This window comes from Corallococcus sicarius (assembly GCF_003611735.1).
Classification (GTDB): domain Bacteria; phylum Myxococcota; class Myxococcia; order Myxococcales; family Myxococcaceae; genus Corallococcus; species Corallococcus sicarius.
The window spans coordinates 1-11,670 of the sequence record NZ_RAWG01000312.1; the positions used below are offsets into that span (position 1 = coordinate 1).

Below are 11,670 nucleotides of genomic sequence, written 5' to 3' on the forward strand. Positions count from 1 at the left end.
CCACCGCGCCCTCCGCGTCCATCAGCACCGCGCCCGCACCGGCCGGAGCGCCGGGCCGCGTGCGCGTCTATTCGGACGGAGCGGCGCGGGGCAACCCGGGGCCCGCCGGTGCGGGCGCGGTGCTGATGGACGCGGAGGGCGCGGTGGTGGCGCGCCTGGGGCGGTTCCTGGGCACGCAGACGAACAACTACGCTGAGTACATGGGGCTGCTGCTGGGCCTCCAGCACGCGCGCAGCCTGGGCGCGCGCGAGGTGGAGGTGTACGCCGACAGCGAGCTGCTCATCCGGCAGTTGGACGGGCGCTACCAGGTGAAGAGCCCCACGCTGAAGCCCTTGTTCCTGGAGGCGAAGAAGCTGCTCGCGACCTTCAGCAAGGTGAAGCTCGCCCACGTGCCCCGCGCGCAGAACGCGGAGGCGGATGAGATGAGCAACCGCGCCATCGACGAGCGGATGTAGCCCGTCGAAGCGCGGCCGGTACGGCGCTCAGGGCTCCGTGGCGCCCGCTCTCTTCTGCGAGGCGCCCGGGCGCGGCCAGTGCTCGAGGGCCGCGGAGACGGGCCCCGGCAACTGCGCTTCCTGCTTCACGAGCGCGTAGGCCTTGTCGGCGTTGGCACCGGAGGCCTCCAGCCGGCGTGCGACGACCAGGGAGAGCGCCGCGCGCTCGGGCAGGTCCAACGCCTCCAGGGAGTCGGCGGTCCGGGTGCCTCGCACCACGTCCCGCAGCTCTCCGTAGCTGAGCGCTACGTCCGATGCGGCGAGGGTCCGCGCGGCGAGCGCGGCGTCCCCCAGCCGCTCGAACTCGCCCGCGAGCAGCACGACTGCCTCGGTGCCCACGTGGCCGAAGACCGCGCGTTCGATGTTGGCGCAGACGCGGGCCGCCGCTTCGGGTCCCTGGATGATCGAGGTCAACACCCGCATCGCCATCGGGAGCACGGTCTGCTCGGAGCCCGCCGGTGCGCGGCGGGCCACGGACTCACCCAGCGATGCCGCCAGCCAGGTTCGCAGGACCTCTCCGTCCTCCCCCTGGGTCGCGCTGTCGATGAGCTTCTGGAGTGGGGCCTCCGCCTCCGACGTGGAGCGCCCGAACAGCCGCGCGTACAGGAGCACGTCGTCCCAGCCCGGCCTTTCGGCTCCGTCCGCGAGCAACTGCTCCGCGACCCGGCGCGCGGCTTCCTCGCGGCGCCCCAGCGCCACCAACGCCCGCGCGTGCGTCTCACGGAACACGGGGTAGCGGGGGTCGCCCTTCTCCATCGCCTCCAACAACGCGAGCGCTTCCTTCCAGCGCTGCTCGCGCTCGTAGCGGATGACCAGGCCCCAGCGCACCCTCGGATCGTCGGGGTGCTCCTTCCACAGCGCCTCCAACCGTGCTGTCGCCTCGGGGCCGGGCTCGGTGCGCGCGAGCATTGTCGCCAGGCGCGGGGAGCCGGGCTCGCGCGCGAGCGCGGCGGCATAGTAGGCACGGGCCTCTTCGTTGCGTCCGGTGCGCCGCATCTGGCGGATCCAGAGCCGGTGCGCCTCGTCGCTGTCCGGCTGCGCGTCGCGCCACGCACGCGCGGCGGCCACGGTCGCGAAGGAGCCTTCCAGGTGCTCGTTCGCCATCGTCGACGTGGCGGCGAGCGCTTCGAGTTCCGGCGTGCCCGGCAGGGCGTGCATGAGGGCCTGTGTCAGGCGGGCCGCCTCGGCCGGGTGGTGGGTGCCGATGAGCCAGGGGATGCTCATCCTCCACCCTCCTGACAGCACTGCCAGGCGCGTGCGCGAGGTCGTGCCGTGGTCGCTGCTCTTCATCTCGATGCGCTCCGGCGGATCGGTGAGCACGAAGTCCACGTGCCCCAGCAGGAGGAACGGTTTGCCGGCCAGCGGCAGCACGGGGGGCGCAGACTCGTCATCGCTCTGGGGCGATGACGAGTAGGTGATCGTCTGCCGGTACAGGGGCGCGGCCCCCAGCACGTTGTAGACGTGGAGGCCCCCGGAGGGGCTCACGTACAGGGTGTCGTGGGCCAGCCGGGCCTCACCCGCGCGCACGTCCACCTCGTGCAGACCGGTCCGCAACATGCGCTCGTCGGAGCCGCCCGGCGGGAGCTCGAAGTGAGCGCCGTCGGCAGCGACCTGGACCGGCACGTCGAGCCCGTTGAGGAAGAGCACGCGCTCATGCTCGACGATGAACCTGCCCCCGCCCACGAGGGCGAACGCGGCAGCGCCCACGCCGCCGAGCAGGAGGAGGCGACGACGTGGCGAATTCGAGGGGGCGCTCACGGAGAGGACTCCTGGGCGAGGAGCGAAGGGGTGGACAGCAAGGGGCGGACGTCGCCCGTGCCGGGCAGGTGCCAGCGGTCGACCCAGGCGCGGAAGAGGGCCTCGGCGACGTGCGGACCCTCCAGGGACGTGACCGGGACCACGAGTTCCAGCGGCAGCGGGGGCCCCGCGGCTCCGAACGCCGGATCCGCCGTCACCGTCCAGACGGCCTCCAGCGCCGAGGCCCCGGGTCCCGCGGAACGCAGCTGTTCCTGGACGCGGAGGGTCATCATGGGCGGTCCCTCTTTCGGCATGTCGTGGCGCGCGTCCACGCGCAGCACGCCCTGCCCCAGGGCCTCATCGAAGCGCCGCTGCCAGGCGTCCACGAGCTGCTCGTCGCGCAAGGCCCGCGAGGCCTTGAGCTTTTCGGCGCCAGGCCCCGGAGGGAGTGCACCTGGCGCATCCGCTGCGGCCCACGACACGACCACCCGCCGGCTGTGCGTGCGGGACACCGCGTCCAGGAGGCTCGCGAAGAAGGGGACGGACGGGGCCGCGGCGGAGCCCGGGTCGAGCCGGGCGGTGAGCTGTTCGCGCGCCAGGCCCAGGGCCGCGTCCACGCGGGCCTGCGCGTCGGACGTGAAGCGGGTCTCGGGCCGGTCGCGCAGGTAGGCGAGCGTCGCTCCGAGGTCGTCCTGGCTCAGGAACTGTCCCCAGACATGCTCTTCGGCCCTTCGCGACTGCGGCACGATGCACAGGGTCACCAGCAGCGCCCCGACCCCTGCCGCGGCGAGCATGCCGGGCACGGGGCCGCGCTGCCCCTCCGCGCGGACATGACCGCGAGCCCCTCCGCGCGCCAGCAGCGCCGGGGGCAGCTGCTCCACGCCACTCTCCGCATCGAGCATCCCGCGGTTGAGCAACTCGAGCACGCGGCGACGGCGGCCGAGCAGCTCCTGGGCGAACGCCTCCGCGACCTGCTTGCCGCGCACCGGCACTTTCAGGCGTTGGTTGCTGAAGCGCAGCTCGACTTCCGTGTGCGTGTAGACGCCGTAGTTCTGGTGGTTCACGAGCCGCACGTCCTGCAGGTGCACGAGCGGCCACACGGTGATGCGGTCGCGCTGCACCTGGACCAGATGCAGCGGGTGCACGGTCGTGAAGAGCCCGAAGGGGCTCTCCGCCGCGCGCAGGAAGACCCGCGCCGCGGCGAAGGTGGCGGCCGAGAAGCCCGCCGCGAAGACGGCGCACACGCCCCACAAGAAGACGTCGAACTCGCCGGGTGCGCGGAGGAAGAGGACCAGGAGGGAGAGCGTGACCACGGCCAGCCCGAACGTGAGCACCGCGGGCCACACCCACGACGAGAACCTGCGCCAGCCCTGGTGCCGCTCGGCCTCCGTGTTCAGCCACTCCCGGGTCACTTCCGGCAGCGCCGCCACGTCGAGGGTGACACGGACCGGGTAGGCCACCTCGGTGGCGCTGTCGGGGTTGATGCGCCGGCCCCGCTCGAGCAGCTGGTTGGCGGCCTCCGACTTCTGCTGCGCGAAGAGGCTGGCCGCTGCGGAGGCGAGCTGTCCTCCGGCCCAGCCGCGCAGCTCCGCATCCGCGTCCGCCGGTATCGAGGCCTCCAGGCCGTCCAGCTCGCGCGCAGCGTCGGCGTTCCGGCCGTGCTCCAGCAGCAGCGTGGCGCGACGGACCTTGAGCGCAAGCATGTCCATGGGCGTCACACCGGCCAGCCCCTGCGCCTCCGCGAGCGTGGCAAGCGCGTCGTCCACCTGCCCGAGCTCCGCGAGGCAGTCCGCCAGCTCCACGCGCGGCGCCACCTGGGTCGGTCCGAAGCGGCCCGCGCGCCAGAAGGCATCCGCCGCGTCATTGCGCCGCCCGAGCCGCTGCAGCGCCCAGCCCCGGTGCAGGTGCGCCTCCCAGTCCTTCGGGCACTGCTCCACCACCGCGTCGAACGCGGCGAGGGCGTCCGCGGGTTTGTCCTCGAGGAGGAGGTGCCGTCCCAACAGGGTGCGCACCTCGTGCCAGGCGGGATCCTCGGCGAGGAGCCGGTGAAGCACCGCGTATCCGCCGTCCGGGTCGCCCGCCTTGAACAGCTCGTCCGCCTCCCGCAGGCGCGCCGACCGGGCTGCCTCCGGGCCATCCGTGGGAGTGGCCGCGCGCGCGTCCCACGCCTGACGGGCCTCCGGGTCGGAGAGCAGCTCGTACGCCTCTCGCAGGCGCTTGAACTCCTCCGGGAACGTCTCCGGCGGGTGCTGGCGCACGCGCTCGAAGTAGGCCTTCTTGATGGCGCGGGTGTCCGCGTCCCTGGGGAGGCCCAGGACGTCGTAGGGGTTCTGCGAGGGCTCGCTGCTCACCGTCGGTTCTCTCCCGGCGCGGTCGTGGCCGCACGCACGGCCCTCCACGCCTCGTCCAGCGTGTCCACCGCGACCAGGCGAAGGCGCCTGCTGACCTCGGGTGGAAGCGCTTCGATGTCTTTCAGGTTGCGCCGCGGGTGCAGCACGCACCGCATGCCTTCCAGGTACGCGGCCACCAGCTTCTCGTGCACCCCGCCTACCGGACGGATCTCACCGGACAGCGACACCTCGCCCGTGGCGGCGAGCCGCGCGGGGAGCGGGCGCTGCGAGTAGGCGGACAGCCCCGCGAGCGCGAGCGCGAGGCCGCTCGACAGGCCGTCCTTGCCCACCTCGGTGTCCGTGTAGTGCAGGTGCAGGTCGTAGCGCGCGACGAGCTCTCCCAGACCCAACGTCGGCGCACGCGCGCGCAGCACGCTGAACGCGACGTCGGCGGATTCCTGCCCCTCGGGCCCCACCCGGCCCGTGCAGCGCAGCACCCCACGGCCGGGCATGGCCACGGCTTCGAGCGGCGAGACGTGGCCCCCTTGCGGATGCCAGCCGAGCACGCCGATGCGACCCACGGCGTTGAGGTCACGTGCGAGGGTGCGGCGGCGCTCAGCGAGCTCCGCCTCGCGGCCTGCCGCGGCGGGACCCTCCCCGTTCGCGGCGGCGCGTGCGTAGAGCGCTCCTGCTTCATCCAGGGCCCCCGCTTCGAGCAGCTGGTCGCCCAGGCGCAGCGCGGCGGCCCCCAGGGCTCCAGGCACTTCGAGCGAGGCGCGCCGGGCGGCTTCGACCTGCGCCGCGGGCCGCCCTTCGAGCCCCATGAGTTCGGCCCGCAGGAACGCTGCGGCGGCGCTCGCACGCGCGGGTGCGGGTGCGACCACGAGGTGACGCTTCGCTTCCGCGAGCGCGCCCCGTGCGAGCGCTTCGGCCGCGGCGGTGAGCCCTGCCTGCGTAAGTGCGGTGCGTGCGGTGGGCAGCGCGAGCGCCTGGGCGACCTGCTCCGAAAGGGGCGCGTCCAGCATGGCGGTGGAGGACGGGAGCCCCAGTGCCGCGCGAGCCCCCAGCACTGCCTCCGAGAGGCGCATGTCATCGGGTGCGAGCGCGCGAGCCCGTCGCAGCGCGCGCAGGGCCACGTCCGGGCGGCTGGTCCGTTCACAGAGCCGCACGACGGCGCGCCAGGCCTCCAGCTCCCCGGGGGCGGCCTCGGTGACCTCCAGCGCATGCACGAGCGCGTCGTCCGGCCGCGCGTCCTCCAGGAGCGCGACGAGTTCGGTACGCGGCGCCACGTCCCCGGACGACTGCCGCACGCACTCCTCCAGCATCCGGCGTGCTTCCTCCTGCCGCCCGTCGCGCACCCAGGCACCACACAGGAGGCGACGCGCGGCGGTGCCACCGCCCAGTTCCAGGGCTCGGCGCGCGTGTTCAGCGGCGCCCTTGTAGTCGCGCTCCTGGAAGAGCGCCTCTGCCAGGGCGAGCCGTGGAGACGGCTCGGTGGGACGCAACACCACCGCGCGCTTGAGCTCGGTCAGCAGCACGTGCGCTCAGCCCAGGTCGAACAGCAGGTCGGTCAGCTCGGCATCCAGGCGGGACGCGGCGACGCGGTCGCCCTTCGCACGGGCCTCGCGCAAGGCGGCGCACAGCGACTCCAGCCGGGGACGCACGGTGGCGGGCGCGGTCGCGATCCGCTCGGTCGCGGCGACCAGCAGCGCATCCGCGTCGCTGTCCCTGGTGGCCGAAGCCGAAGCTGAAGCAGACGCAGATGCTGAACCCAGGGCCGGTGCCGACGCCGAAGCCGGTGCTGAAGCAGACGCAGACGCTGAACCCAGGGCCGGTGCCGAAGCCGACGTCAGGGCCGGTGTCGAAGCCGAAGCCAAAGCTGAAGCCAGGGTTGGAGCCGACGCCGACGTCTGAGCTGGAGCCGAACCTGAAGCCAGGGCCGGTGCCGACACAGAAGCCGAAACCGGAGCCGACGCCACGGGTGCCGCGCCCCACTCGCGCGCGAGCCGATCCTGGGCCTCGATGCGCCGTTCGGGGCTGAGCCGCTGGGAGCGCTTGTCCACCACCAGCACGGCCTCCTTGCCGGTGGAGACCACGCGGGTGGTGACATCGAGGATGCCGTTGATGTCGTAGGTGAACGTCACCGCGACCTTCTCCGCGCCAGCACGCGCGGGCGGCACACCCTCCACCGTGTACGCGTCGAGCAGCAGGTTGTCGCGCACCAGCCGTGCCTCGCCCTGGAACACGCGGATCTCCACGGAGCGCTGCCCGTCCGACGTGGTGGAGAAGGTCTCCGTGCGCGACACCGGCACCGTCGTGTTGCGCGGGATGAGGGGTGAGAACACACCGCCCACCCGCTCGCGGCCCACGCTCGCCTCCACCTCCACGCCGAGCGTGAAGGGGCACACGTCGGTGATCATGATGCCGCGCGCGGGGCTCACCGCGCCCGTCTTCAGGCCGGCCTGCAGCGCGGCGCCCAGCGCCACCGCCTCCTCCGGGTGCACACCTTCGCGCGGCTCACGCCCGAAGTACTCGGCCACCAGCCGGCGCACCAGCGGCACGCGCGAACTGCCCCCCACCAGCACCACCTCCGCGATGGCCTTGCGGGACAGCTTCGCGTCGCGCAGCGCGCCCTCCATCGGTTCGAGCGTGGCGCGGACCAGGTCCGTCACCAGCCCCTCGAACCGGGCGCGCGTCACCTCCACCTCGAGCGACGCGGGGACACCCCTTCGCCCGGGCGCGAGGAACGGCACGATGACGGGCGTGGCCTCCACCGAGGTCAGCGCGATCTTCGCGGCCTCCGCGGCGGCCTTCAGCCGCACCTGGGCCGCGAGGTTCCCCACCAGGGACACCCCATGGGCGCGCTCGAACTCCGCGGCCAACCACGCCGCCAGCACCTGGTCGAAGTCGCTGCCCCCCAACTGGTTGTTGCCCGCCGACGCCTTCACGTCCAACACGCCCTGGAACATCTCCAGCACCGACACGTCGAACGTGCCGCCACCCAGGTCGTACACCAGCACGTACTGCTCGGCGTCCAGGTGGTTCACGCCATAGGCGAGCGCGGCGGCGGTGGGCTCGTTGAGCAGCCGCTCCACCTTGAGCCCCGCGAGTTCACCCGCGTCCTTGGTGGCCTGGCGCTGCGCATCGCTGAAGTAGGCCGGCACGGTGACGACCGCCTCAGTGACGGCGCCGCCCAGGGCCCGCTCGGCGTCCTCGCGCAGCGCGCGGAGGATGAGCGCGGAGATCTCCGTGGGGCTGTAGCGCCGGTCGCCCAGCGTCACGGGCAGGTCGCGCCCCATGCGCCGCTTCACCTCCGCGACGGTGCGCTCCGGGTGCACGAGCAGCTGCGTGCGCGCGGACTCACCGACGTGGAGGCGGCCCTCCGCGTCCAGCCCTACGACAGAGGGCGTGAGGCGCTGGCCCAGACGGTTGGGCAGCAGGACGGGCCGCCCCGCGCCGTCGAGCGCGGCCACCAGGGAGTGGGTGGTGCCCAGATCGATACCAACGACATGACTCATGGATAGGGACCACCCTCGTGGTGCTAGGACTCCGGCGGCGTCCAGGGTCGGGCGGGCACGGCCGCGGGGACCGGCGCAGGCGCCTCATGACCCTGGCGAAGGTCGGCCAGCGACTCCTCGCTCAGGCCCGCCTGTCGGGCGATCTCCAGCGCGCGCTCCGGCGACGCCTGGGTGACCCACGTCCAGCGGTACGAGGTGATCAGGCCCGCGATGCAGAGCACGGCCACCACGCCCAGCACGGTGGCGGCACCGTTCTCGATGTTCGACAGGGAGATCAGGCCCGTGAGCAGGCTGATGATCCCTCCGATGAGGAACGCCGCACGCGCCCACGCCACCAGCACGGACTTGCCGCTGACCGGGATGGCCTGTCCCCGCCAGCCATCGCCCTCCTCGGCCACGACGAGCCACCCCTCCGTGGGGATGAGCGGCACGTAGTAGAGGTGCCCGAACTTCGTCGCCACGAAGCCCAGGCCCGGAACCTCATCCACCTTGCCGTAGAGCCTCGAACCGAAAATGACCATGTGCATCCCCCTCGAAACCTTCGCGCCGTGCATCGGGGCACCCGGTGGCGCGAGCGCGAATCCTGCGGCACCCGGGCGAACGCGCGCAATCCCCCGCCCCGGGAAGGACAGCGCCTCACGACCCAGGACTGGCATCGCCGGAAGAGCCTTACACCCGCTCGAACGTCACGGTTTGGAATTCCAGTAGTACGTCACAGCCCTCCAGCTCTGGCTGTTGCGTCGCGAGGACCCGCGCCCGGACGAATCGATAATCCTGCGGGTCGTCATGATTCGCCCAGTCGAAGAAGCCCTGGAACCGGAGGTCCGTCTCTCCGGGTTTCAAGCGGCCCTGCTGCCATTCCACCGCCCGGTCCCCTTCCGTCGGCGTCTTCACGTGGAAGATCTCCAGGTGCCCCCCGGGAGGGAAGCATGGACGCATCCGGATGCCTTCCATGAGGCCGGAAGCGTCCGGCCTGACGTTCTCCATCCCGGCCTGGACCAGGACGAGTCCGTGGAACAATGCGTGCTCCACGTTGACGAACTCGTGCCAGCCGTCCTCCAAGGGCTGGAAGTACGTATTCCAGACATGCCGGGCGCACTCCCGGTACTGACGCATCAGACGATCCAGGTCCACGCTCATCGCCCCACGCCCTCCAGCAACGACAGGATGAAGGCGTCGTACGCGTCCTTCATCGGCAGCTCGCAATCCACCTTGATGCGGCGGCGCTCCGCGAGGACCGCCTCCCCCGTCCTCGGGTCGCGCGCCTCCTTCGCGTACGACTCCCGGTAGAGCCCCGTCCCGCGCTTCTGCCAGTTCGGCAGGTCGTTGAAGTTCACGCCCCGCTGGAAGAGCAGCTCGTTCTTCTCCGCCACCGACAGGCGCATGAGCGTGTTCGTCGCCTCCGCCACGCCCTTCCCTTCGCGGCGCAGGCTCCAATAGCAGTGCGCATTCAGCGCGTTGCGGTGCGCGTCCTCGCTGCGCCAGCGGAAGTAGTCGCGCACGAGCCCCGCGTTCGGCAGCTCGCAGATGCGGCAGTCGAACGCGGCCAGATCCCCCAGCAGCAGCGAGAACTTCGCGCTCGCCTCCCCCGCGAGGATGGAGTTGAGCTTGCGCGTCTTGCGCCCGAAGGTGTCCTCGTCCGGGTGGAACAGCAGCGAAATCTCATCGCTCTGCGTGTAGCCGTAGACGACCCGGAAACCGCAGTCCATCAGGTGCCCGGTCGTCGCGACCATCATGTCGCGCACGCGCACGTCGAAGGGACTCTCGAAGGCGTGCACCTCCTTCGTCAGCCGCGTGAAGCCGCGCCCATCGATGCGCGCCACCATGAACACGCCGGGCAGCACGCACAGGTCGTGCGCGGTCTCGAACACGCGCATCTTCTCGTCGAGCTCATCGAACTTCACGTTGCCACTCCTCCACTGAGAAACCGTCCAGCGACAACCGGACGAAGAACAGCGCGTCGAACCCCTCCTCCGGGCTGGGGACCTGCAGCCGCTTGTAGGTGCCGAGCACGCCCACCCACGGCACGCGCTGCTCCACCGGGCGCTGGTCGTTGCGCAGGAGCGCGTCCGCCACCTTCGACTGGAAGTAGAGCCCCACCACCCGGAAGCCGAACTGCTTCGCGGCGGCGATGTAGCGGGAGCGCTCCGCCGCCGTGGGGTTGGTGTTGTCCACCACGAAGGGCTGCTTCGCCTCCAGGCACGCGCGCAGCAGCACCTTCTCCCGGTGCCGCGTCTTGAGCATGTCCAGGCTCAGGCGGACGTGGGTGGTGAAGAAGCGCTCCCGGTAGAAGGTGCTCTTCCCCGCCCCCTGGATGCCCGTGAAGATGACCGCTTCCATTCCGTCCCTCCCCTCCCGCGCGACCGCTCGCGGGGACTTCGGGACGCCCAGGCGCGGGGAAACCCGACAAGCCCCCGGACGCTCACCCGCCGGGGTTCGGGACGGCGGGCGCTCGACATCGTCCCATCCTGAAGGTGGACCCGCGCGGGCCGCTGGGGTATCCCCGGAGGTGCCGGAGCGGTCCGGGTGAACGCCGGCCATCGCAGGCATGGATGGCGGGAGGAAAGTCCGGGCTCCACAGGGCAGGGTGCTGGCTAACGGCCAGTCGAGGCGACTCGCAGGAAAGTGCCACAGAAAACAGACCGCCTGTCCTCGCAAGGGGGCGGGTAAGGGTGAAACGGTGCGGTAAGAGCGCACCGCGTCCGGGGTGACTCGGACGGCTCGGTAAACCCCACCTGGAGCAAGAGCCAATAGGAACGCGTCCCCGAAAGGGGACAGGGATGGCCCGTCCTACGCGTTCGGGTTGCTCGCTGATGAGGCCCCTGGGCAACCAGGGCCCTAGATGAATGTTCATCGCCCATCCCGAAAGGGGTGGGGACAGAACCCGGCTTACAGGGCCGCTCCGGTTTTTTCCCTGTCATCCGCCCACGGGGACCTGCGCCAACAGCAGGCGCCCCTTGCCGTCGTTGCGCACCGCCTGCGGGTTGGTGATGGGCAGGCGCGCGTCGTTGCGCGGCTCCCACAGCCCCATCCACAGGTTCACCGAGCGCGGCGAGGCGCCCTGCGGCAGCGCGACGATGAACTCGTCCTTCACCGTCTCCCCCACCTTCCACTGCGTCGTGGGGTACAGCCCGCCCGCGGGCTTGTGGTCCACATTGAGCCGCTCCATGCGCCCGTCCGCGTCCTCCACGTGGACGAAGATGAGGTAGTCCTCCTCCAGCGGCTGGAGCACCTTGAAGAAGACGGTGACGCGCGCCTGGTCCCCGGCGGGGATGCGGCCCGGCTGCACCGACGCCCCCACCACCTCCACCTTCCCGCCAAAGTTGGCGCCGCTGCGGATGGACAGCGGGGGCACCTGGGTGACGGTGGCCGCGCGCCGCTCCTCGGGGCTGGCCCCTCCGGGGGCCTCCACGATGCAGGCGCTGGAAGTGCCCAGCAGGACGGAAGCGGACAGCAGGACGTTCAGGGGCGGAAGGCGCATGGCGGAGGGCCGTTCTAGCCGGCCACGGGCGCTGCATCCAACTGCGTGTTGGTGTATGCGGAGCGGCGATGAAGACCCCGAACCCCCTCGACGCACTGCTCGCGCAGGTG

10 protein-coding genes and 1 other RNA gene are annotated in these 11,670 nt (G+C 71.7%); 2 read left to right on the forward strand and 9 right to left on the reverse strand.

Annotated elements, in window-relative coordinates; translation table 11 throughout:
• Nucleotides 1–455: ribonuclease HI family protein (locus D7X12_RS33485; RefSeq protein ID WP_244224939.1), on the forward strand; the 455-nt coding region annotated here is incomplete at its 5' end.
• A gap of 27 nt (nt 456–482) precedes the next feature.
• On the opposite strand, the gene D7X12_RS33490 is transcribed toward D7X12_RS33485, so the two are convergent.
• The 8 genes from D7X12_RS33490 to D7X12_RS33530 all read right to left on the reverse strand — a co-directional run bounded on the left by D7X12_RS33490 (nt 483) and on the right by D7X12_RS33530 (nt 10,419).
• Nucleotides 483–2,252 carry a tetratricopeptide repeat protein gene (locus D7X12_RS33490; protein WP_120629286.1) on the reverse strand — a complete coding sequence of 590 codons (1,770 nt, stop codon included), beginning with the start codon at nt 2,250–2,252 and terminating at the stop codon, nt 483–485.
• Nucleotides 2,249–4,582: a J domain-containing protein gene (locus tag D7X12_RS33495; protein WP_120629287.1), complete on the reverse strand. Its 2,334-nt coding sequence runs from the start codon at nt 4,580–4,582 to the stop codon at nt 2,249–2,251. Before D7X12_RS33495 ends, D7X12_RS33490 begins: the two co-directional genes overlap by 4 nt.
• Entirely contained in the window at nt 4,579–6,099 is a 1,521-nt protein-coding gene (locus D7X12_RS33500) for a S16 family serine protease (RefSeq protein WP_120629288.1), read from the reverse strand. The genes D7X12_RS33495 and D7X12_RS33500 overlap by 4 nt, the downstream gene beginning before the upstream one ends.
• A gap of 6 nt (nt 6,100–6,105) precedes the next feature.
• Nucleotides 6,106–8,079: an Hsp70 family protein gene (locus D7X12_RS33510; protein ID WP_279637258.1), complete on the reverse strand. Its 1,974-nt coding sequence runs from the start codon at nt 8,077–8,079 to the stop codon at nt 6,106–6,108.
• Nucleotides 8,080–8,102: 23 nt separating this feature from the next.
• Nucleotides 8,103–8,606 carry a hypothetical protein gene (locus tag D7X12_RS33515; RefSeq protein WP_244224940.1) on the reverse strand — a complete coding sequence of 168 codons (504 nt, stop codon included), beginning with the start codon at nt 8,604–8,606 and terminating at the stop codon, nt 8,103–8,105.
• A gap of 142 nt (nt 8,607–8,748) precedes the next feature.
• Nucleotides 8,749–9,219, reverse strand: a complete 471-nt coding sequence (locus D7X12_RS33520) for a hypothetical protein (protein ID WP_120629289.1) — start codon at nt 9,217–9,219, stop codon at nt 8,749–8,751.
• Complete coding sequence (locus D7X12_RS33525; protein ID WP_120629290.1) at nt 9,216–9,983, reverse strand: tRNA(His) guanylyltransferase Thg1 family protein; 768 nt, start codon at nt 9,981–9,983, stop codon at nt 9,216–9,218. The genes D7X12_RS33520 and D7X12_RS33525 overlap by 4 nt, the downstream gene beginning before the upstream one ends.
• Nucleotides 9,970–10,419, reverse strand: a complete 450-nt coding sequence (locus tag D7X12_RS33530) for an AAA family ATPase (protein WP_120629291.1) — start codon at nt 10,417–10,419, stop codon at nt 9,970–9,972. Before D7X12_RS33530 ends, D7X12_RS33525 begins: the two co-directional genes overlap by 14 nt.
• Before the next feature lie 174 nt (nt 10,420–10,593).
• Here D7X12_RS33530 and rnpB point away from each other — a divergent pair.
• Nucleotides 10,594–10,987, forward strand: an RNA gene (gene rnpB / locus D7X12_RS33535) — RNase P RNA component class A.
• Nucleotides 10,988–10,996: 9 nt separating this feature from the next.
• On the opposite strand, the gene D7X12_RS33540 is transcribed toward rnpB, so the two are convergent.
• A complete protein-coding gene (locus D7X12_RS33540) occupies nt 10,997–11,560 on the reverse strand; it encodes a hypothetical protein (RefSeq protein ID WP_120629292.1) in 564 nt (187 codons plus the stop codon).
• Between the last annotated feature and the right edge of the window lie 110 nt (nt 11,561–11,670).

Bases quoted from the DNA above. Each gene is read 5' to 3' on its own strand.
- D7X12_RS33510 (WP_279637258.1), bottom strand. From the start codon at position 8,079: ATGAGTCATGTCGTTGGTATCGATCTGGGCACCACCCACTCCCTGGTG.
- D7X12_RS33515 (WP_244224940.1), bottom strand. From the start codon at position 8,606: ATGCACATGGTCATTTTCGGTTCGAGGCTCTACGGCAAGGTGGATGAG.
- D7X12_RS33520 (WP_120629289.1), bottom strand. From the start codon at position 9,219: ATGAGCGTGGACCTGGATCGTCTGATGCGTCAGTACCGGGAGTGCGCC.
- D7X12_RS33530 (WP_120629291.1), bottom strand. From the start codon at position 10,419: ATGGAAGCGGTCATCTTCACGGGCATCCAGGGGGCGGGGAAGAGCACC.
- D7X12_RS33540 (WP_120629292.1), bottom strand. From the start codon at position 11,560: ATGCGCCTTCCGCCCCTGAACGTCCTGCTGTCCGCTTCCGTCCTGCTG.